Below are 19,530 nucleotides of genomic sequence, written 5' to 3'. Positions count from 1 at the left end.
CTGTCGCAGCCAGCGATCAAGCGAACGATCCACTGACCGTGATCAACCAAGCCCAGCAGGCCGATCCTCAAGGCCTTGAACGCAAGGTGACCGAGTTACGCACCAGTCACGCTCTCATGGCCCTGTTCGCCGGCGCCCCGAACACCGACACGCAAACCTATCTGGAGTTCTTCGCCGCTGCCAGCAGCGGGCGGGGTTGCCGGGTGGATCTGTGGTGGAGTATTCTGGGCAGTCGGGCAACTCCCCGACTTCGATAATGCCTGCCGCTAACAAAACCGGTAAACTGGCCGGACAGTGGATTCTATTCACCTGTTCTCTGATCGCGTTGTTTACGGTAATCTGGTGGGCCTCAGCCCATCGCCCTCCGCTGCCCTTGGCAATCGGGTGGGTTATCATGGCGATCATCTTGGGCTGGGCAGCGACCTTCGGTCGCCGTCGTATGCAAGACCACCGATAAGCGGAACGTTTGTGGGCGGACCTGGCAGGGGTCCGCCCACAATTCTGCTCAGAGAACTCCTACGATGCGCTCCCGATACGTGCGGCACTTGTACCGCAACCGATCGTCACTGGTTGGTTTCCTCGACAGCTTGGGCATGAGGGGTGTGGTTCTATGAGGGCCATGGACCCAGCGGGTGTGCAGGTGCGGTCTGCCGGGGTCGGTCACGGCAGCCGGCAGGCCAGGCCGCTGCGAGGAGTCCGGCGGGCGCTGTGCTGGGCCGGTGTCGGCATCTTCGCCGTGATGCTGTGACTGCCGGGCACGAAATCGAGTCCGCTCACGCAGTCGCCGGTCATCGTGATCGGCTCGTTCATCACCGGATACGCCCGGATCACGGTGGGGCTGGCGGCCGGACGCCTGGTGCTGTGGGCTGCGTGTCTCCTGTTGTGGCTGAAGGACCTCGTCTGGGGATCATCCGGACGGCTCGCACCGTCACGGCCGATGCTCGGCAAGGTCGGGGCCGTCCTCAGCCGAGTCGGCTCCGTGGCCGTGGGGGTAACGGAGACCGTGGCCGTGATGGTCTGTCTCGTGGTCTTGTCGCTATCCGGCTCGGATGCTGGATGCCGTTCCGAGTGCTGTCCCCGGCCAGCGCGTCGGGCTGCCGGATCATCACGTGGAAGCAGCCGGTCGATCTCGCCTACGGAGCGTGGGTGTCGGTGTATGTGAAGGAGCCTGGCTCGCTGGTGGCGCGTGCGACCGATGTTGGGTGGTGGGTCACCGGGACTGATGACCCCATCGCCGCCGGGGCATGGTCGCTGTCCTGGGACGGGAACCATGCTCACCTGGCCGTGTGGAACCAGAACAACAGCACACAGCGCGGGACTGCTGCATGTGTAGGTGACATCTGGTGTGTGGGGCCTGAGCACCTGTACCGCCTCATAGCCCGGACTTTGCCTGCGCCGGTCCAGAGCGTAAGGTTCAACTGCTAACAAGAATCATTTGCGATTGACGAGGCTGGTGCCCTTACCCTCCCGGGGTGCCCACGTCGCGCCAGACGCGGAACACAAGCGCTGAACCAGAAGGAGCAACACATGGGCATGCATCGTCGGATGGTGCTGGCAGGAACCATCGCCCTGGGCCTCGCCACATTGACAGCCTGCGGTACGACCGCGGGTTCGAGCACCCAGACCCACTCGAGTGCCACAGCCGGTACGACGATCTCGGTCGTGGCCTCTACGAATGTCTGGGGCGATGTGACGAGCCAGATTGCGGGAGATCTGGCGAACCGGACCGTTCAGATCACCTCGATCATCAGCGATCCCAATGCCGATCCACATTCCTATGAGGTGAGCACCCAGAACCAGCTGGCCCTATCCAAGGCCCAGATCGTCATCGAGAATGGCGGCGGATACGACGATTTCGTCACCAAGATGCTCGACTCCGCCAAGAACTCCTCGGCCACTGTGCTCAATGCAGTCGACATCTCCGGGAAGAAGGCGCAGGCTGGAGAAGAACTGAACGAGCACGTCTGGTACGACTTCGGGACCGTCGACAAGGTCGCTCAGCAGATCTCCGACGCGCTGGGCGAGAAAGACCCCGCGAACAAGGCGACCTATGAGGCGAACGAGAAGTCCTTCGAACAGAAGGTCGCAGGATTGACCACCACTGAGCAGACCATCAAGAGTGCCCATGCAGGCGCTCCGGTGGCCATCACCGAGCCCGTGCCCGTGTACATGCTGGAGGCCTGCGGGCTGGTGAACAAGACACCCGAGGAATTCAGCGAGGCCGTCGAAGACGGGACGGATGTCGCGGCGAGCGTGCTCAAGCAGACCACGGATCTGTTCGACGCCAAGCAGGTGAAACTGCTCGCCTACAACGAACAGACCACTGGTGACTCCACAACCGCCGTTCTCGATGCGGCGAAGCGGAACGATATCCCGGTGGTCCCGGTCACCGAGACCTTGCCGGACGGGGAGAATTACATCTCATGGATGCAGTCCAACCTCGACGCGCTGTCAAAGGCTCTCGGCTGATGACGGTGGTCCATGACCTGGTAAGTCCACAGACTCGGCCTGCCGAGGCCCCTGCCGGCAAGCGCGTCGTGCTGGCGCTGCGCGATGCGCGATTGAGCTATGGCACCCGCACTTTGTGGTCGCACCTGACCCTCGATGTGGCAGCCGGTGAGTTCATCGCGGTCCTGGGCGCCAATGGCTCGGGCAAGACCAGCCTCCTCAAGGCGATTCTCGGACTGCAGCCTCTGTCGGGGGGCTCCCTTGAGGTCGGCGGGCATCCGGTCAAGCGCGGCAGCGGAGAGATTGGCTATGTCCCCCAGCAGCGCCGGCTGGACGCCAGCACGCCGCTGCGGGCCCGCGATGTGGTGCGCCAGGGCATCGACGGCCACCGTTTCGGGCTGCCTCTGGGATCGGGGAGCGCGCGTGCCCGTGTCGATGACGCGCTGCGCCAGGTGGGCGCCCAGGAGTTCGCGAACATGCCGGTCGGGTTGCTGTCCGGCGGTGAGCAGCAGCGCGTCCGGGTGGCTCAGGCGCTCGCCGCCGATCCGGTGCTCCTGCTGTGTGACGAGCCGCTGCTGTCCTTGGACATCGGCAGCCAGAAGACCATCACCTCGCTCATCGACCAGCGCCGCCGAGACCACGACACTGCAGTGGTCTTCGTCACCCACGAGATCAATCCAGTATTGCCCTATGTCGATAGGGTGCTCTACCTGGCCGGTGGGCGCTTCCGGATGGGCACCGTCGACGAGGTCTTCACCTCGGAGAACCTCAGCGAGCTCTATGGCACCTCTGTCGCCGTCGTGCGAGCGGGGGAACGCATCATCGTGGCCGGTGTGCCCGAGACCGAGGACGCACCGAGCCACCATGTCGAGCCCGCGGACAAGGAGAACTGAGTATGTGCGTGCTTCTCGTGGCATTGCAGACGCACGCCCCGGATCTGTGGGGACAGATATTCAACTTCACCGACTACGGCGAACTGCTGGGCTTGGTGCGCAACTCGCTCATCGCCGGGGCGGTCCTCGGTATCGTCGGCGGGCTGGTGAGCACCTTCGTCATGATGCGTGACCTGCCCTTCGCCGTGCACGGCGTCTCGGAGCTGTCATTCGCCGGTGCCTCCGCGGCGCTGTTCTTCGGAATCAACGTCGTGGCCGGCTCGCTGCTGGGATCGATCCTCGCCGCGATCGCCATCGGCGCTCTCGGGGCGCGCGCGAGGGATCGCAATTCCACCATCGGCGTGATCATGCCATTCGGCCTCGGCCTGGGCGTGCTCTTCCTGTCCCTGTACCAGGGCAGGTCAGCCAACAAGTTCGGACTGCTCACCGGGCAGATCGTTTCCGTGGACGACCCTCAGCTCGGCTGGCTCGTCGCCACCGCGCTGGTGGTCGTGGTCGCACTGGCCCTCATCTGGCGTCCTCTGCTGTTCGCCAGCACCGACCCCGAGGTGGCTGAGGCCCGTGGGGTGCCGGTGCAGTTGCTCTCAGCGGTCTTCATGCTGCTGCTCGGCCTGACGGTCGCGATCTCCGTGCAGATCATCGGTGCCCTGCTCGTGCTGAGCGTCATCTGCACCCCGGCCGCTGCGGCGATGCGCGTCACCGCGTCGCCCCGGCTCGTGCCGTTGCTCAGCATGGCCTTTGCAGTGGCCTCGGTCTTGGGCGGCACGCTGCTGTCCCTGGGTAGCAGGGTGCCGATCAGCCCCTATGTCACCACGATCTCCTTCGTCATCTATCTCATCTGCCGGTTCGCGGGTGGCTGGCGCTCGCATCACGGTTGGTCCGCGCGCGCCGTGCCTCTCGCCACCGCGCGGGCCGCCTGAGCCGGGAGCCGGTCGCCACGCAAGCCTGTCTTCACGCACAGCCCCGCCTCCACTCATAGCCCCGCCTCCACGCTCCGCGCGCTGCTGCGGGATCTGGCGCTGGTGGCCCGGCCGCTCGCCGACTCGCTGGGGATCAGGGGCGCAGTCGCGCGCGCCGCCGGGTTGAACGCGTCGGGGCTGGGTATCTCCACATCGAGTGAGTGGGACAATCCTCCGTGCTAGGCTGATTACTAGCCAAGCTAGATAATTCTCCGAGTTACCCGGGAGGCGCCGTGGTCCGATCCCTTACCGGCGGCTGGTGCACGGGAGCGGGTGCGAGATGACCGTCTCCACGGTTCGTGCCCGAGAAGAACTGAGAGTACAGATCGAGCGTGAGCTCGCACGTCATCTCGCCCAGCGCACTGAAGTGGCCTGCGACTACGGGGAGCAGTTCGCCACCTTGTGGCGATGTGCTGCCCGGCATGTCTTCGGCGGAAAACTCGTGCGCCCCATCCTCTTCGTCGAGATGACACAGGCATTGACCGGACAGCCGGATTCTGCCGCACCCTCCCACGAGCGAGGCACCGTCATCACTCTGGCTGCCGCCCTTGAACTGCTGCACTACTCGTTCCTCCTGCATGACGACGTCATCGACGGCGATCTCCTGCGCCGACACGTTCCCAACCTCATCGGGGAAATGCGCGGTGCCCATCCAGCGTCCCCGGGTGAGCCCTCGCTGCACTGGGGGCGCACGAGCGGAATCCTCATGGGCGACCTCCTGCTGGCTGGCGCTCACCAGACGTTCGCGCGCGCCGACGTGGCGTACTGCACGCGGCTGCGCCTGCTCGATCTGCTCGACCACACGGTGACCGAGTCGGTGGCTGGCGAGCAGGCCGATGTGGCACTGAGCGACGCAGTCATCGCCCCCGACCTGCAGACCATCGTGACGATGATGGCGCACAAGACGGCCACCTACTCCTTCGAGCTCCCGCTGCGCGCCGAGGCGATCCTCGCGGGATCGCCTCTGGGCACTGAGCGTGAACTGCGGGAGGCGGGACGGCACCTGGGTCTGGCATTCCAGCTCCAGGACGACCTGATGGCAGTCTTCGGAGATGCCGCCGAGCATGGCAAGGACGCGCTGTCGGACCTGCGCGAGGCAAAGCAGACGGTGATCATCGCCTACGCCCGCATGACCGACGTGTGGCCCCAGATCGCACCCTCGTTCGGCTCCCACGAGATCACGGTCGCGGACGCCGAGCGGATCCGCGAGCTGCTCACCCGATGCGGGGCCCAAGGATTCGCCGAGCAGCTCATCGATGAGCACGTGCGTGCGCTCTACGAGCTGCTCGCCGGGAGCCTCGACATTCCCCCGGACGCCCAGCAGGTGCTGCTCACCTGCGTGCAGCACCTGGAAGGGCGGCGCAGGTGAGCGCGGCCCGTCCCGACACGGACCGCGCCGCCCTCGACCTGTACACCGAGGCCGCCGGGACCGTCGCGAGCAGGCTCATCGCCACGTACTCCACATCGTTCGGCCTCGCCACGCATCTGCTCGGGCGACGTCACCGGCAGCACGTCCACAACATCTACGCGATGGTGCGGGTGGCCGACGAGATCGTGGACGGCGTCGCTGCGCAGGCAGGACTGGATGCCTGCGCCCAGCGCGCCAGCCTTGAGGACTATGTGGCACAGACGCACCGCGCGATGCACGTCGGATACAGCAACAACATCGTGCTGCACGCCTTCGCCGTGACGGCGCGCCATACCGGGATCGACGAATCGCTGACCCAGCCCTTCTTCGATTCGATGCGCGCCGATCTTGACGCGGCCGGCGACAACCCTGGCGGCCTGCACGTCTACACGCCTGCCGATCACCAGCGCTATGTTCACGGCTCGGCCGAGGTGGTGGGCCTCATGTGTCTGCGGGTCTTCCTGTCCGAGGAGCAGCCCTCTCCCGCCGAGATGGCCACCCTCGAACATGGTGCCCGCCAGCTCGGGGCGGCCTTCCAGAACGTCAATTTCCTGCGCGACCTGGCCGAGGACACCGATCGGCTGCAGCGAAGCTATCTGGCTGGTGTGCGGCCCCTTGATGACGCCGGCCGCGATCTGTGGGTGGCGACAGTGCGCAGCCAGCTGGATGATGCGCGTCGCTCGATTGCCCTGCTCCCGGCCGATTGCCGTGCCGCCGTGCGCAGTGCCCTGGCACTGTTCTCGGCCGTGACCGATCGAGTGGCGCGCACCCCCGCGCAGGAGCTCTACCGCCGACGGGTGCGCGTCGCGGATCCAATCAAGCTGGCACTGGGCGGACGCGAGGTGCTGCGAACCTGGCTGGAGGGCCGATGAGACGCAGGGTGGTCGTGATTGGTGCCGGCATCGCTGGTCTGGCGAGCGCCGGACTCCTCGCGAAGGAGGGCTTCGACGTCACAGTGCTCGAGCAGAACGCCCTCATCGGTGGGCGGGCGGGGATCCTCGAACGCGACGGCTTCAGGTTCGATACCGGGCCGTCGTGGTATCTCATGCCGGAGGTCTTCGAGCACTTCTTCGAGCTCATGGGCACCAGCACCGCCGAGCAGGTCGATCTGCGACTGCTCGACTCGGGATACCGGGTGTTCCCCGAACCCGAGGCCTCCGGCCCCTCGCGGGCTGTGACTGTCCCGCACGGAACAGAGCGCGTGCGCGCGCTGTTCGAGGAGCTCGAACCGGGCAGCGGCCCGGCGCTGGATGCCTATCTTGCATCTGCGCGGCAGACCCTTGAGCTCGCTTACCGGTACTTCCTGTACAACCCGTTCACCCGGCTGTCGACGCTGGCGGCGCCAGAGGTCATGCGGCATGCCCCGAGACTGCTGAGGGTCTTGACCACATCCCTCGACCGCTATGTCGCCGGAACCTTCCACAATCCGGTACTGCGTCAGCTGCTCGGTTATCCCAGCGTCTTCCTCGGAACCGAGCCGCGCAGGGCACCGGCGATGTACCACCTCATGAGCGCCCTCGATCTCGATGGCGGGGTGGAATATCCGCGCGGCGGATTCCACGAGTTGATGCACTGTTTCGCGAAGCTCTCGCAGCAGGCCGGCGCGAGGATCGAGCTCAATGCCCGCGTGGAGTCCATCCTCACCACGCCCGGCACGAGGCCGAGTGTGCGGGCGGTGCGATGGGTGGACCCCGAGGGCGCGGTGCACGTCGAACAGGCCGACGTCGTCGTCTCCGCCGCAGACCTGCACCACACCGAGACGAGCTTGCTGCCCGCTCGATTGCGCAGCTATCCGCAGCGCTGGTGGGACAGGCGTACCAGCGGACCCGGCGCGGTGATCGCGCTGCTCGGCGTGAGGGGCGAGCTTGCGCAGCTGCCGCACCACTCGCTGTTCTTCGCCCGCGACTGGCGAACCAACTTTGACGCCATCTTCGGGCGCCAGCCCCGAATCCCCTCGCCGGCGTCCAGCTATGTCTGTCGGGTCAGCGCTTCCGATGACTCGATGGCACCAGCCGGTCACGAGAACCTCTTCCTGCTCATCCCGGTTCCGGCCCAGGAGGCAATAGGGCGCGGCGGCCCCGACGGTACCGGGGCGAGGCAGGTGGAGCAGGCTGCCGACGCGGCCATCGACATGGTGAGCCACTGGGCCCAGATCCCCGATCTGCGCCAGCGCATCATCGTGCGCCACACGATCGGCCCGGCTGACTTCTCCAGCCAGTTCAACTCCTGGCATGCCGGGATGCTGGGGCCAGCCCACACCCTGCGGCAGAGCGCCTTCCTGCGGGCCCGCAACGCGTCGAGGAAGGTCGACAATCTGTACTACGCCGGGGCAAGCGCGCTGCCCGGCGTCGGTCTGCCGATGTGCCTCATCAGCGCCGAGATCGTGCTCAAACTCATCCGCGGCGACCACTCCGCCGGGCCTGTCCCGCGGGAGGCGCGCCCGGGCCACCGGCTCGCCCCGGCCAGGGGGCGGGCATGAGCGTGCTCTATCTCGTGGCGCTGTCCAGCGCACTGTGCGCCATGCTGGCCCTCGACGCTCGCTACCGGCTGTTCTTCTGGCGCGACCCCCGGGCAGCATCGATCGTCACCGCCGCCGGCCTCGCCTTCTTCCTGGCCTGGGACGCCGCCGGGATTGCGCTGGGCATTTTCGCGCGCGGTGACGCCGAGATCGCTACCGGAGTGGTCCTCGCGCCCGAATTACCACTGGAGGAGCCGCTCTTCCTCGTCTTTCTCGTGGTCTGCACCATGGTGGTCCACAACGGTGCGGAGCGTTTGCTGGAGGCCCGGCGTGCGCGTGCGGATCGCAGGGGGACGACGCGAACATCTGTGGGGGAGGAGCCGAGATCGTGAACTATCCGGCACTGTGCCTGGTCTTCCTCGCCGCGGCCGTTCTCGTCTCGGTGCTGCTCGGTCTGCGCGGACCCCGACCCCGCCGATCCACGGTGGTCCTGACCCTCGCCGTCATGGTGGGCCTCACCGTCGTCTTCGACAATGCGATGATCGCCGCCGGGCTCATGGAGTATCGCCATGACCAGCTCAGCGGATTGCACCTGGGGCTCGTACCCGTCGAGGACCTGGGCTATCCACTGGCCGGCGCCATTGCAGCACCTGCCCTGTGGACCGCCCTGCGGGCCCGGCGCCGATCGAGCACCGCGAACACCAAGGGCACTCGCACAGCGGGGGAGCGCTCGCAGTGAGTGCCTCCGAGTTCTCCATAGAGCCCAGCGGGCGACCACGCGCAGCTGAGGCGGTGCGCCAGATCCTCCTCGCCTCGCGGCCGGTCAGCTGGATCAACACGGCATTCCCCTTCGCAGCGGCCTATCTGCTCACCACCCGGCAGGTGGACGTGGTCTTCGTCGTGGGTACGCTCTACTTCCTCGTTCCCTACAATCTGGCGCTCTACGGCATCAATGACGTCTTCGACTACGCCTCCGACCGCGACAATCCACGCAAGGGCGGCATCGAAGGTGCGCTGCTGGCGCCAGCGCTGCATCGCGCGACGCTGTGGGCGGCGCTCCTCACCAATCTGCCCTTCTGCGCTGTCCTCTTCGCGGTGGGCTCGCTCCCGGCCCGGCTGGCGCTGGCGATCAGCGTCTTCGCGGTGATCGCCTACTCGGCGCCGCTGCTTCGTTTCAAGGAACGCCTGGTGCTGGACTCGATGACCTCGGCGACGCACTTCGTCAGCCCGGCCGCCGTAGGGCTCGCGCTCGCAGGCAGCCGTCCCGCCCCGGCGGTGGTGGCAGTCCTCGTGGCGTTCTTCTGCTGGGGGATGGCCTCGCACGCCTTCGGTGCGGTGCAGGACATCGTGCCGGACCGCGGCGCGCACATCGCCTCGGTCGCGACTGTCTTCGGAGCCGCGGCGACGGTGCGGCTCGCGCTCGCCGGGTGGCTGCTGGCCGGGGTGGTGATGGCCTTCACGCCATGGCCCGGACCGCTGGGCGGGCTGCTGGTGGTGCCCTATCTGGTGAACGCCGGACCCTACTGGCGGCTCTCCGACGCCGACTCGGGCACCACCAACCGAGCATGGCGACGATTCATCGCGCTGAACTATGCGGCCGGATTCCTCGCGACGCTCATTCTCATCTGGGCCTGGTTCCTCGGCTGAGCCCCGATCACGCCGGCCGCCAGGGCGTGGCAGGAGCGGGATGTCGCGGGAGTCAGGATGTGGCGGGTGATGCGGGATGGGCCTCGAAACCCTGCCACCACAGCTGCGCGCCCTCGGGCAGCAGTTGCGGGTCGGCGCGCAGGACCAGCTGGCGCAGCCTCTCCTTGACGGCGCCGATCGGGGAGAGAATGTCTTGATTGCCGGGCTCCCGGCGCGAATCGAGCACCTGCTTCTCCAGGCGCCAGGCCTCCAAGCGGGCCTGGATGATCTCACGATCGATCCGCTCGGCCTCCGGGCTGGCCTCACGGACTGCCTCGGCGGCGCGCATCCACCCGTAGTCGCGGTTGATCGTCAGCAGGCCGGGGTCGATCGACATGGAGTTGTGCACCAATAGTTCCGGCTCGATGACCACTGCTCCGGTGCTGCGGGCATAGGCCACCTCGTCGCGGTCGGACTCGTCGCCGCGGATCGAGCTCACCCGGAACAGGATCGAGACGAGATCCTTGGCGCCCACACCCGGCTCGGGGTCAAGCCCCTCGGGGCCCGAGACGATGACATAGGGCCTGGTCACCCCAAGATGGGCGACGGCCTCCTCGACGGGCACGTTCTCCCGGATCCCGCCGTCCACATACCACTCGCCGTTCATCTCGACAGGCTTGAAGACCCCGGGGATCGAGCAGGATGCCAGGACCCCCATCGAGATGTCGAAGCTCTTGCCGCCCAATGGCTCGTCATTGCGGTTGACGAGCTGGCCGTCCTGGCGCATGTAGTGCAGCTCGCCGGAGTTGAGGCCCACGAAGGCGCAGCGGAAGATCATGCCGGACTGGGTGACCGTCTCTGAGCGGAAGAAATCGCGCGAGAGCAGCCGTTCGAGAATCGGCCCCGGCTTGAACAGCGAGCGAGAGCGCTCCAGGCCGCGCACCGCGGCGGTGAGATCGGAGCCGACCCGCCCGATGTGTGGCAGGCCGGTGAACAGCTGGTAGAGCAGGTTGGGTGACCACTCCGGGGAGGTCGGGGGTTCCTCGGCCATGGCGAGAGCCAGCGTCGCTACTTGCGGGACGATCTCTTCCGGCTCGGCGCTTTCGGGTGCTGGCTGCTCGACGGCAGGCTGGTCGGCATTCGCGCGCCCAGGCCACGACCAGCGGCCCAGCAGGCGCACGCGCCGGCCGTTGTCGTCGTCCTCGTCGAGGCGGCTGGAGCTCGCCGCCTCCTCGCGCGCCTCCGCCTGCCGGAAGGCCTCAAGCATGGCGCTGTGTGATTTCAGGCGGGTGAACCAGGGACGTTCGGCAAACATGTCGCCGCTCGTCTGCATCGACAGCCAGAGCTCCTCGATGCCCTTGAGGGCCCTCAGCTGTTCGGCCGGATCACGGGACTGGCACAGCAGGGCGCCCAGGATCGAGCCGGCGGAGGTGGCGGTGACGACGGTGGGGGCGATGTGCTCCCGTTCGTACAGATAGCGCAGGGCACCGATCTGGAAGCTGGCCCTGGCGCCGCCGCCTGCGATCACCAATCCCTGAACAGCCTTGTCATCGCCGTTTCCGGCGCGCCCACGCGTGAGGAATGGCAAGACACCGAACCATGCAGGTCGAGACATGTGCCAAGCCTAACCAGGCAGATGGTGCGCCTACGACGCGGTATCCACGGATCGTCTCGAGAGGCCAGCCCCGCGTGCCGATCGAGGTTCGCGAGATACTTGCCCGCGTGAGCAGCTCCCCCCGCTATGCCGAACCTGTCGATCTGAGCAAGTTTGCCTGGCTGTCCATCGCCGCGGCACTCGCAACGATCGGACTGAAATCCTGGGCTGCCTGGACCACCGGATCGGTCGGCCTGCTCTCGGACGCCCTCGAGTCGCTGGTCAATCTCGTCGCGGCCGTCGTGGCGCTCTTCGCCCTCAAGGTGAGCATCAAGCCACCCGACGACAACCATCAGTTCGGCCACTCCAAGGCGGAGTACTTCTCGGCGGCCGTCGAGGGCACAATGATCTTCGTCGCTGCCATGTTCATCATCTACACCGGTGTGGAGCGCATCGCGAATCCGCGGATGCCCGAACGCCTGGGAGTCGGCCTGGCCGTGTCGATGGTGGCCTCGGTGATCAATGGCGTGGTTGGCATGGTGCTGCTGTCCCAGGGCAGGAGGCGGCGTTCCGCAACCCTGGTCGCCGACGGGCGCCATCTGCTGACAGATGTCGTCACCTCGGTCGCCGTGCTTGTCGGGGTGGGTCTGGTGATGGTGACCGGGGTGCAGATTCTCGACCCGGTGGTGGCGATCCTGGCCGGTCTCAACATCATCTGGATCGGCTACCGGCTCGTCCATCACTCCGTGGAGGGCCTTATGGACATTGCGCTGCCACCCGATGTCGAGGCCAAGATCGCTGAGGTTCTCGACCGCTATCGCAGCACCGGGGACGCCGATTTTCATGCGGTGCGCACCCGGGAGTCCGGGAACCATCGGTTCATGGAGATGCACATGCTGGTACCCGATGAGTGGACCGTCAAGCGTGGCCACGATCTTGCGGAAGACGTCATCGACGCCCTGGTGCTCGTGGAACCCGACCTTCGGGTCTCGGTGCATCTCGAGCCGAAGAGCGATCCGAAGTCCTACGAGGACATCGACGACGTATGAGGCCACCATCCCCGCTGTAATGTCTGGGGCCTTGCCGCAGGTGCGGGGGCGCTGCCCGAGGGCGGGCCGATTGGGTCGCCGAGGCAGCTGGGTGCATGGCTAGGCTGAGCGCATGGCGATCATTGCGGCCGGATCGGCGCTGACAGTCCCTGGCTGGGACGAGTACTTCCTCGGCATCGCGCAGGCGGTCTCGGCGAGGGCGAAGTGCACCCGCCGCAAGGTGGGAGCCGTGCTCGTCGGATCCGATCACCGCATCATCGCCACTGGCTACAACGGTGCCGCACCGGGTCGGCCCGATTGCCTCGAGGGGGCCTGCCCGCGGGGCCGGCTGCGCTATGACGAGGTTCCCGGCTTGGGCGACTATGACCGCCCCGGCACACCGGGCTTCTGCATCGCGATCCACGCCGAGGTGAATGCGCTGCTGTTCGCCACCCGCGACACGAAGGGAGCCACCGCCTACATCACCGACCAGCCGTGCCCGGGCTGCCGCAAGGCGCTGGCGGCAGCCGGAATCGTGCGAGCCGTGTGGCCCCAGGGCCAGATGGACGCCGATGAGATCGTCGACTTCGGCTGCTGAACACCTGCCTCAGGCCTGCGTCCCGGGGTCATCGGAGTGGCCGGGTTCCTCCTCGTCGGGTTCGGAATCGGGTGCCAGCGTCGCGATCCCGTAGTACTTGTACAGGTCGGCCTCCTCGTCGGCGTCCAGATGGCGGTCCGGGTCGATCGTGGGGGCATCCTTGACGGTTGCTTCGGGGTAGGGGACGCGGATGCGCCCGCTGCCGATGTCGGCGTGGGCGAGGGGCACGAAGTTCTCCTTGGTGCCGAACAGGCCGGTCTTCACGGTCACCCAGGTGGGGTGACCGTTCTTGTCGTCCAGGTAGACCTGGCCCACCCCGCCGATCTTCTTGCCGTCCCGGTCGACGACATCGGAGTTGTACAGATCGTCGTAGTTCTCATCCGCCATGGGCTGTCCTTTCCGCCGGGCAGGCCGTCCACAGGCGACGGGCCGTGCTCCTCCGTAGTGCACCGCGCCAGCGCTCAGGTTTCCTTGCCGATCGCTGCGTGGGTCCGTTGCCACCATACTGATGGGGACACCGATGCGGGGAGGCGTCGGGGAGAAATCAGAGTTTGTGGAGCCACTCCTCGTCATCGTCCGGCGGCAGCTCGCCGGGGCTTCGCGGCGTGGCGAGCCCGAAACGTCCGATGAGGATCCAGGCAAGCGGTCCGACCACCGGGATGACGATGACCACCATGGCCCACATCCATTTCGGCATGGCGGGCATGTCGGCGTCGTCGGTCTGGACCAGATCGACGACGGCGTAGATCGTGAGCGCAAGCAGCACGATCACGAGGAGGACACGTGCCATGCACCAAGTCTAGTGTCACTTGGTCTCGTGCCACTCGGTGCCGGGCGGCCCGGCGTCGAGCCCAGATCTGCATGGTGGGGCCAGCCCGGGTCGGCTGCCCTGCCGGCGTCCGGACCCTGCCAACTCCTGTGGCGAGCAGGCCAAGAGGCCCCTACCGAATAACCCAGAGAGGTCGTAGTTCGCGATTCGGCTCGAGATTGAACGGTCTGCCGGACACTCTGACGGAGGTACACTCGCCGGGCTGCGACATCAGTTGCCGCCTCCTCGGCGGTATTTTCCGCGGCGTCTTCCGCGAGGTCAGTCCAAGTTTTCCGAGTGCGACCTCACCCGCACCGATCCCTACGTCCGCACTGGACCCGAGAATACTGGCCGCCGCGACAACCGCTGCAACAGCAAGCACCACCGCTCCCGCGACAACCGCGGTTTCCTTCCACGTCCACAGTCCGGTGGGGCCTGTCTTGTTGAGGGGATCATCCGCCGGTGTACACATACGCCTGCCCGGTTAGCGCCCCGATGGCGTCGATGGTGAGGAAGGCCGGGCCGTCGTGGCGGGCCTGCACATACAACAGCTCGGTCTCCGCATTCCTATACGCCCCGGCGAACAAAACCGACGTCGACGCGGCACCACTGTGGGCAGTCACAGCACCCCACGGACTATAACTTCTAGTACCCAACCCTTTCCCTGAGCGCGAGAAAACCATTCACTAGCGACTTCAATGATTTCTGTGCGGTCTAAATCAAACTCCCTTCTAATTCTCCTAATGATTCGTTCTCTTGGTAATCCATCATCAATATAAAGGGTATCGGCGAGATATCCCCCGAAGAGATCTCCTCCCACTTTTAGTCGCGTAAACCCGATCGCAAAGAACTCTGCGAGATGATACTCATCAAGCCTGACAAGGTTTAATGCCAACCCAAGGGCTAGAACCCAGAAGTAGTCCGCGTATTCAAGCACTGGCTGGCCGACACTCACGATGACCTGATCAATGGAATCTTCAATGTCGTGCGAGGAGGTAGTATCATCTGAGGCCATGTCAATAAGTTCTACCAGCTTCTCCGGCGCCGCATCACACCTCAACCATTCCTCCGAGGCATGAGCGACTTTGGATCGGTCAGTTTGATGTGTGAAATATTCTGCGACAGCCATGAGCCAATTTAAATCAACATTCATTTATATTGATTGCCCGTCTTAATTCTTGCATCGTACCGACATCCAGTTTCCACATTCTCATACCAATGAGCTTGAATTGACCCCCTTCCAGAAAAGTTATGACTTTCTGAAGACATCGTAGACCAATCCTCCTCATCTCCTCCAAACACATTAGTCAAACGGTCTATGTCATCAATCGTTCTTCTGGAGCCATTCCCTGCAATTGCGCGTCCAACACTCTCTTCACCCATCACTTCATGGGTGCCAAACTCTTCAGCGAGGCGCGCAGCCTGTGCGGCGCTGGATGCAACTTCCTCGTCCTCGGCGAGGTCGGCTCCGAGTTTTCCGAGTGCGACCTCACCCGCACCGATCCCTACGTCCGCACCGGACCCGAGAATACTGGCCGTCGCGACAACCGTTGCAACAGCAAGCACCACCGCTCCCGCGGCAACCGCGGTTTGCCTACTAGCCCGAGCTCGATTGGGATCGAGGTCGATGTCCGCCACACGAGTAATTTGACAGGGCCTGAAGACGAAAGCGGACCACTCTTCTGGACCTCTCCTGGAATAATCGCTCTTCTGCCTGAGGGTGGCCCGGATAGTTTTCTGTTCGAGACTGAGGATTATTGCGTGTGAGTCGATCGCATCGAGATCCCAGTAAGTATGAAACATGAGGGAGTAGTCGACAATAATGTCCAATGCATTCAGGCAGGCGTGGTGCACCTTCTGGGCTGCCTCCCACTCGTCACGGTGCCCTGGCTCGCGCACGTCGTTACCGCGCGGAGTGATTCCGCGGAGCTCGTTCATCCTGCGAAGGGCCAGGATCACCCGCTGGGTGGAGGAGATCGGGACCTCGTGACTGCGCTGGCGAAGTGTGCCGCCAGATACATTGGCTCGACCTCATTCACCATCAAGCTGAGATGTCCCGCCTGGGCGGTCGTCCAGAAGCGATCTCGGGTGCTCCGTGGCAAGATCGGCTCGGACATCGTGAGTACTGGACGGAAGAGGGCCTCATGGCGACTGCTGCGGAATGGCTGGAGGGCGCCCGTCCTCGGACGCTGCCCACCGGGATCTCTCCGGTCCTGGCCGGCACCGCCATCGCCTGGTGGTATGGGCAATTCGATCCTGGTGTCGCTGTGTTGTGCCTGGTCGTGGCCTTGGCACTGGTGGTTGGCGTGAACTTCGCCAACGACTACTCCGACGGGGTGCGCGGCGCCGACGACAACAGAGTTGGCCCGCAACGGCTGGTGGGTTCGGGCGCAGCGGATCCCCGCACGGTGCGCAATGCCGCTCTGGGCTGTTTCGGGATGGCCGGCCTGGCCGGCCTGGCGGCGGTGTCGATCACCGGATACTGGTGGCTGCTTGTGGTCGGCGTTGCCTGCGTCCTCGCCGCCTGGTTCTACACCGGGGGACGTCATCCTTACGGGTACCTCGGTCTCGGCGAGATCTTCGTCTTCGTTTTCTTCGGCCTGGTCGCTGTCGGTGGCACTGTCTATCTGCAACTGGGTCGGGTACCCGCCGCGGGCTGGGCGAGTGCCTGCGGGATTGGGTTGCTGGCCTGTGCGGTGCTCGTGACGAACAATCTGCGCGACATCGCCAGCGACACTGCCGCCGGCAAACGCACCCTGGAGACCAGACTCGGCGACCGGGCAACGCGCTGGCTCTACGTGGCGATCGTCTTGCTCTGTGTGGTGTGCGCACTCGCCGTCGCCGCATTGACCACCTGGTGGGCCCTATTGGCGCTTGTCGCGCTGGTCCTGCTCGCGCCGGCCTGCCGATCATTGCTGGCCGGCGCCACGGGGATGGACTTGGTCGCCACGCTCAAGGCCACCGGACAGGGGGAGCTGCTCTGGGCAGTCGGGCTGTTCATAGGTATAGGGATCGGCCTGCTCACCTGACCCGACTACGGCCTGACCCGACCACGGCATGCGCCGCGACGACCTGTGCTGCTGGAGGTATTTGGCACCGTGCGTCCATGATCTGTTTCCTGAAATGTCATCTCCGGGGCTCCCGCAGAATGTGATCCTCGGTCGACAGGGGTGTTCGGGGGCGTAGCGTGCCCATGTCGGTGTATTGGTTGTCTGCCGCGTCTGGCCGGCCTGGTCCTGCTGTCCGACATATCTGATGTGTGGTTCGGTCGAAGGGTCGTGTCATGGGTCGCGGACTGGTGGATGGCGGGAATGCGGAGTGTGATCTCCCGTCGGGAGAACGTTGTAGGAAGGGCGCGGGACGCTTCGATGTGCGCCCCATCCTCGTTCCTCTCCTGGCGGTGGCAATGGTCGTGGCAGCTTTCCAGCCGCCAGCCTCTGCTGCACCCGGACACGCGTCATCCGAGGCAAACCCAAGTGCTGCAGCCCCGGGTGATTTCAATACTGATGGCGATCTGGCTGTCGACGGAGCTGGGTCGTCCGACGGGTATCACGTGCGCGTCGCGCAATCCGGGTCCGGATTCGCGTGGCGTGATGTGGCGCTGATTCGCCCGGCGGGTTTGGATGAGCAGACGTGGTACGGGTATCAGTGCGCCAGCGATGACGGGAAATACATCGCTGTGGCGGTGCTTCCTGGGGACGCGATCAATGACAATGTGTCACGGGACCGGGGTGCGTACGCGTATGCGGTGAATGTGGCGTCGGGCGCGGTGACAGCGCTGGCGTCCGGCGTGGCGTTGATGTATCACACCCCGGGGTGCGGCATCGGCGACGATGCAGTGTTCACGGCAGCTCTTGGGCCGTCGGAGCAGGTCACCCAGGTGTTGGAGTTCGACTTGTCATCAGGCAAGACGGAGCAGCAGTCGGTGGTGAGCGGTCAGGTGACTTCGGTGGTCCCTACCGCGAAAGGGCCGGTGGGCGCGCTGGCGTCATCGGTGGTGTCGGTGCCGGCGGGCGGGTCGGTGAGCAAACCGGTGGGGGTCCGCAAGGTCGCTGACACGGATGGTGCCGCATATGGGCTGCGGGCGAATGCTGAGGGCGGTACGGATTATTTGACGGTTGAGCAGGCCAACAAGACCGCAGGTGTGTGGCACGAGTCAGGTGGGTCGGCGCGCAAGGTCGGGTCGGGTCCGGTCAGTTCTGTGGGCCTGTTCGCGGGTTCTGGGGGCCGAAACCGGGTGGTGGGTGCCCAGAGCAGCGACGCATCCATTTCGTCGCTCGGCAAGACCAGCTTGCCGTTGGGTGCGCGGGTGGTGTCCTTGTCAGGAGCCGCGGAGTTCGGCCCCTCGACATCCGAGGTGGGGCAGGGCGGTGCTCCTCAGACGGCGGCGCAGGCACAGGCGAGGGGCGCGGACGCATCGCTGGTCGAGTCCATGTCGACTCACACGGTGTTCACAGCTGCGAATGCGCAGGTGAGCGCATCGACGCCCTCATCGGACCAAAGCTCATCGAACTCAACGGGAGCCCAGCCGGACGGGCAGGGCGCGGCACCGGCGCGGTCGTTACCCTCACATCCTGCCAAGGTCGGGACAGGCGATGCGCAGATCGCCGTGACTCAGCAGACGGGCCCGCTGACTCCGGCGGTGGCATCCACGGCCGTGCCGTCCGGGCCTACCAGCTCGCCGGCGTCGGGAACGGCATCTGCCTCATCTGCCACATCGTCGAGTGCGAGTTCGTCCCCAGCGTCGTCTGTCCCCGGCTCCTCGTCGTTGACCACGAACCCATCGTCGCCGGGGGTGAAAGTCGAGGCGCGTGATGCGGTGGCAGGGACGCAGATGTCGGCGGCGTCGGCGACGCCTACGTGTGCTGTGCCCCGGTTGACGTCGACGTTGCAGGCGATGCAACCGTCGAATGCGCAGGTGGATTGGGCCACGGACATGGCGGAGCAGGGGAATCTAGTGGGGCAGTTCGCCAGGCCGGCAAACTTCCAGAACATGGGTTTGGTGTCGTACGAGCCGAGTTCGGATTTTCCGCCGATTGCTGTGGAGAACCCGACCGGTGATGGGTGGAATAGTGTGCCGCGCTCGGTGATGCTGGCGATCGAGGCGCAGGAATCGAATTTCAACCAGGCATCGTGGCATGCCCTGCCGGGGATCGCGGGGGACCCATTGATCGCGAATTATTATGGGGCGGGAGATTCGATCTCCACGATCGACTACCCGGATGCGGATTGTGGCTACGGAATCTCGCAAGTCACCGATGGGATGACAACAGATCAGACGTGGATCTCGGCTCACGGGCAGATGAAGGTGGCTACGGATTACGAGGAGAACGTCGCGGCGGGCCTGGAGATTTTGGAGAACGTGTGGAACCAGTTGAGTGACGCGGGGATCACGGCGAACAACGGAGACCCACAATACTTGGAGAACTGGTATCTGGCGGCGTGGGCCTACAACTCGGGTGTGGAGCCGACCGCGGCCTTCGGGAACACCTCGGGGTGCACGCCCTCGGCGTCCTGCACTGGCCCGGACGGCACATGGGGTCTGGGCTGGGCCAACAATCCGGCAAACCCAGACTTCGATCCGGCACGCAGCCCGTATCTGCGGTCCACCTATGTGAAGCGCCCCAGGTTTGATGCCGCATCCTTGTGAGTTGGAAGGATAGATGTCATGCCGAAGAAGATTGATCCCGCGCTGCGTGAGCGCGCTGTC

23 protein-coding genes are annotated in these 19,530 nt (G+C 65.3%); 14 read left to right on the top strand and 9 right to left on the bottom strand.

The features are described from left to right. Positions 1 to 38: 38 nt before the first annotated feature. Entirely contained in the window at positions 39 to 257 is a 219-nt protein-coding gene (locus BMX93_RS10485; RefSeq protein ID WP_091970846.1) for a hypothetical protein, read from the top strand. Between the two features lie 403 nt (positions 258 to 660). Here BMX93_RS10485 and BMX93_RS12960 read toward each other — a convergent pair whose 3' ends face one another. Beyond that, complete coding sequence (locus BMX93_RS12960) at positions 661 to 810, bottom strand: hypothetical protein (protein WP_177170193.1); 150 nt, start codon at positions 808 to 810, stop codon at positions 661 to 663. A 717-nt stretch (positions 811 to 1,527) separates the two neighbouring features. Between BMX93_RS12960 and BMX93_RS10470 the strand changes: the two genes are divergently transcribed. The 9 genes from BMX93_RS10470 (at position 1,528) to BMX93_RS10430 (ending at position 9,813) form a co-directional block, all read left to right on the top strand. After that, positions 1,528 to 2,469 (top strand): metal ABC transporter solute-binding protein, Zn/Mn family, encoded by a 942-nt coding sequence (locus BMX93_RS10470; protein ID WP_218139308.1) that lies wholly within the window; start codon positions 1,528 to 1,530, stop codon positions 2,467 to 2,469. Beyond that, positions 2,469 to 3,341, top strand: a complete 873-nt coding sequence (locus tag BMX93_RS10465; RefSeq protein ID WP_091970832.1) for a metal ABC transporter ATP-binding protein — start codon at positions 2,469 to 2,471, stop codon at positions 3,339 to 3,341. Before BMX93_RS10470 ends, BMX93_RS10465 begins: the two co-directional genes overlap by 1 nt. Positions 3,342 to 3,343: 2 nt before the next feature. Further along, complete coding sequence (locus BMX93_RS10460) at positions 3,344 to 4,261, top strand: metal ABC transporter permease (protein ID WP_091970830.1); 918 nt, start codon at positions 3,344 to 3,346, stop codon at positions 4,259 to 4,261. 319 nt (positions 4,262 to 4,580) lie between these two features. Continuing rightward, the gene (locus BMX93_RS10455) at positions 4,581 to 5,669 is read left to right on the top strand and encodes a polyprenyl synthetase family protein (protein WP_091970828.1); all 1,089 of its coding nucleotides are present in this window, start codon (positions 4,581 to 4,583) and stop codon (positions 5,667 to 5,669) included. Further along, complete coding sequence (locus BMX93_RS10450; protein ID WP_177170192.1) at positions 5,666 to 6,580, top strand: phytoene/squalene synthase family protein; 915 nt, start codon at positions 5,666 to 5,668, stop codon at positions 6,578 to 6,580. Before BMX93_RS10455 ends, BMX93_RS10450 begins: the two co-directional genes overlap by 4 nt. Then, positions 6,577 to 8,187: a phytoene desaturase family protein gene (gene crtI, locus BMX93_RS10445; protein WP_091970826.1), complete on the top strand. Its 1,611-nt coding sequence runs from the start codon at positions 6,577 to 6,579 to the stop codon at positions 8,185 to 8,187. Before BMX93_RS10450 ends, crtI begins: the two co-directional genes overlap by 4 nt. Further along, positions 8,184 to 8,558 carry a lycopene cyclase domain-containing protein gene (locus BMX93_RS10440; protein WP_091970824.1) on the top strand — a complete coding sequence of 125 codons (375 nt, stop codon included), beginning with the start codon at positions 8,184 to 8,186 and terminating at the stop codon, positions 8,556 to 8,558. Before crtI ends, BMX93_RS10440 begins: the two co-directional genes overlap by 4 nt. Continuing rightward, positions 8,555 to 8,905, top strand: a complete 351-nt coding sequence (locus tag BMX93_RS10435) for a lycopene cyclase domain-containing protein (protein WP_091970822.1) — start codon at positions 8,555 to 8,557, stop codon at positions 8,903 to 8,905. Before BMX93_RS10440 ends, BMX93_RS10435 begins: the two co-directional genes overlap by 4 nt. Next, positions 8,902 to 9,813, top strand: a complete 912-nt coding sequence (locus tag BMX93_RS10430) for a prenyltransferase (protein ID WP_218139307.1) — start codon at positions 8,902 to 8,904, stop codon at positions 9,811 to 9,813. Before BMX93_RS10435 ends, BMX93_RS10430 begins: the two co-directional genes overlap by 4 nt. 52 nt (positions 9,814 to 9,865) lie before the next feature. Here the strand turns inward: BMX93_RS10430 and BMX93_RS10425 are convergent, their stop codons facing one another. After that, positions 9,866 to 11,407 carry a patatin-like phospholipase family protein gene (locus tag BMX93_RS10425; RefSeq protein ID WP_091970820.1) on the bottom strand — a complete coding sequence of 514 codons (1,542 nt, stop codon included), beginning with the start codon at positions 11,405 to 11,407 and terminating at the stop codon, positions 9,866 to 9,868. Between the two features lie 107 nt (positions 11,408 to 11,514). Here BMX93_RS10425 and BMX93_RS10420 point away from each other — a divergent pair, with 107 nt between their 5' ends. Together BMX93_RS10420 and BMX93_RS10415 are read left to right on the top strand one after the other, a co-directional pair. Next, the gene (locus tag BMX93_RS10420) at positions 11,515 to 12,435 is read left to right on the top strand and encodes a cation diffusion facilitator family transporter (RefSeq protein WP_245725829.1); all 921 of its coding nucleotides are present in this window, start codon (positions 11,515 to 11,517) and stop codon (positions 12,433 to 12,435) included. 112 nt (positions 12,436 to 12,547) lie between these two features. Beyond that, complete coding sequence (locus tag BMX93_RS10415; RefSeq protein ID WP_091970816.1) at positions 12,548 to 13,012, top strand: deoxycytidylate deaminase; 465 nt, start codon at positions 12,548 to 12,550, stop codon at positions 13,010 to 13,012. A gap of 9 nt (positions 13,013 to 13,021) precedes the next feature. Here BMX93_RS10415 and BMX93_RS10410 read toward each other — a convergent pair whose 3' ends face one another. The 5 genes from BMX93_RS10410 to BMX93_RS12785 all read right to left on the bottom strand — a co-directional run bounded on the left by BMX93_RS10410 (position 13,022) and on the right by BMX93_RS12785 (position 15,758). Then, positions 13,022 to 13,399: a PRC-barrel domain-containing protein gene (locus BMX93_RS10410; protein WP_091970815.1), complete on the bottom strand. Its 378-nt coding sequence runs from the start codon at positions 13,397 to 13,399 to the stop codon at positions 13,022 to 13,024. Between the two features lie 157 nt (positions 13,400 to 13,556). Further along, on the bottom strand, positions 13,557 to 13,802 hold the full coding sequence (locus BMX93_RS10405; RefSeq protein ID WP_091970813.1) for a PLDc N-terminal domain-containing protein: 246 nt from the start codon (positions 13,800 to 13,802) through the stop codon (positions 13,557 to 13,559). A gap of 470 nt (positions 13,803 to 14,272) precedes the next feature. Beyond that, a complete protein-coding gene (locus BMX93_RS12955; protein ID WP_177170191.1) occupies positions 14,273 to 14,443 on the bottom strand; it encodes an RHS repeat-associated core domain-containing protein in 171 nt (56 codons plus the stop codon). Next, positions 14,440 to 14,949, bottom strand: coding sequence for a hypothetical protein (locus BMX93_RS12790; protein WP_143052892.1), 510 nt, complete (start codon positions 14,947 to 14,949; stop codon positions 14,440 to 14,442). Before BMX93_RS12790 ends, BMX93_RS12955 begins: the two co-directional genes overlap by 4 nt. Positions 14,950 to 14,969: 20 nt before the next feature. Continuing rightward, positions 14,970 to 15,758, bottom strand: coding sequence for a hypothetical protein (locus tag BMX93_RS12785; protein WP_143052891.1), 789 nt, complete (start codon positions 15,756 to 15,758; stop codon positions 14,970 to 14,972). Between the two features lie 206 nt (positions 15,759 to 15,964). On the opposite strand from BMX93_RS12785, the gene BMX93_RS10400 reads away from it, so the two are divergent. Beyond that, positions 15,965 to 16,849, top strand: coding sequence for a 1,4-dihydroxy-2-naphthoate polyprenyltransferase (locus BMX93_RS10400; RefSeq protein ID WP_091970812.1), 885 nt, complete (start codon positions 15,965 to 15,967; stop codon positions 16,847 to 16,849). A 907-nt stretch (positions 16,850 to 17,756) separates the two neighbouring features. Here the strand turns inward: BMX93_RS10400 and BMX93_RS13450 are convergent. Next, on the bottom strand, positions 17,757 to 17,879 hold the full coding sequence (locus BMX93_RS13450) for a hypothetical protein (RefSeq protein ID WP_281245667.1): 123 nt from the start codon (positions 17,877 to 17,879) through the stop codon (positions 17,757 to 17,759). A gap of 555 nt (positions 17,880 to 18,434) precedes the next feature. Further along, the gene (locus BMX93_RS13130; RefSeq protein ID WP_218139306.1) at positions 18,435 to 18,758 is read right to left on the bottom strand and encodes a hypothetical protein; all 324 of its coding nucleotides are present in this window, start codon (positions 18,756 to 18,758) and stop codon (positions 18,435 to 18,437) included. A gap of 19 nt (positions 18,759 to 18,777) precedes the next feature. Between BMX93_RS13130 and BMX93_RS13125 the strand changes: the two genes are divergently transcribed. Continuing rightward, positions 18,778 to 19,470 (top strand): transglycosylase SLT domain-containing protein, encoded by a 693-nt coding sequence (locus BMX93_RS13125; RefSeq protein WP_218139305.1) that lies wholly within the window; start codon positions 18,778 to 18,780, stop codon positions 19,468 to 19,470. Positions 19,471 to 19,530: the final 60 nt, after the last annotated feature.

Origin of the sequence: Propionibacterium cyclohexanicum, assembly GCF_900111365.1 — a bacterium.
Classification (GTDB): domain Bacteria; phylum Actinomycetota; class Actinomycetes; order Propionibacteriales; family Propionibacteriaceae; genus Propionibacterium; species Propionibacterium cyclohexanicum.
This window is presented reverse-complemented; position numbering and strand designations above follow the sequence as displayed.

Excerpts from the sequence above, each read along its gene's own strand:
- BMX93_RS12790 (WP_143052892.1), bottom strand. The coding sequence starts at position 14,949 with ATGGCTGTCGCAGAATATTTCACACATCAAACTGACCGATCCAAAGTC.
- BMX93_RS10400 (WP_091970812.1), top strand. The coding sequence starts at position 15,965 with ATGGCGACTGCTGCGGAATGGCTGGAGGGCGCCCGTCCTCGGACGCTG.
- BMX93_RS10455 (WP_091970828.1), top strand. The coding sequence starts at position 4,581 with ATGACCGTCTCCACGGTTCGTGCCCGAGAAGAACTGAGAGTACAGATC.
- BMX93_RS12785 (WP_143052891.1), bottom strand. The coding sequence starts at position 15,758 with ATGAACGAGCTCCGCGGAATCACTCCGCGCGGTAACGACGTGCGCGAG.
- BMX93_RS13130 (WP_218139306.1), bottom strand. The coding sequence starts at position 18,758 with ATGTCCGTGGCCCAATCCACCTGCGCATTCGACGGTTGCATCGCCTGC.
- BMX93_RS10415 (WP_091970816.1), top strand. The coding sequence starts at position 12,548 with ATGGCGATCATTGCGGCCGGATCGGCGCTGACAGTCCCTGGCTGGGAC.
- BMX93_RS10425 (WP_091970820.1), bottom strand. The coding sequence starts at position 11,407 with ATGTCTCGACCTGCATGGTTCGGTGTCTTGCCATTCCTCACGCGTGGG.
- BMX93_RS10440 (WP_091970824.1), top strand. The coding sequence starts at position 8,184 with ATGAGCGTGCTCTATCTCGTGGCGCTGTCCAGCGCACTGTGCGCCATG.
- BMX93_RS10465 (WP_091970832.1), top strand. The coding sequence starts at position 2,469 with ATGACGGTGGTCCATGACCTGGTAAGTCCACAGACTCGGCCTGCCGAG.
- BMX93_RS12960 (WP_177170193.1), bottom strand. The coding sequence starts at position 810 with ATGAACGAGCCGATCACGATGACCGGCGACTGCGTGAGCGGACTCGAT.
- BMX93_RS10405 (WP_091970813.1), bottom strand. The coding sequence starts at position 13,802 with ATGGCACGTGTCCTCCTCGTGATCGTGCTGCTTGCGCTCACGATCTAC.
- BMX93_RS10410 (WP_091970815.1), bottom strand. The coding sequence starts at position 13,399 with ATGGCGGATGAGAACTACGACGATCTGTACAACTCCGATGTCGTCGAC.
- BMX93_RS10460 (WP_091970830.1), top strand. The coding sequence starts at position 3,344 with ATGTGCGTGCTTCTCGTGGCATTGCAGACGCACGCCCCGGATCTGTGG.
- BMX93_RS10470 (WP_218139308.1), top strand. The coding sequence starts at position 1,528 with ATGGGCATGCATCGTCGGATGGTGCTGGCAGGAACCATCGCCCTGGGC.
- crtI (WP_091970826.1), top strand. The coding sequence starts at position 6,577 with ATGAGACGCAGGGTGGTCGTGATTGGTGCCGGCATCGCTGGTCTGGCG.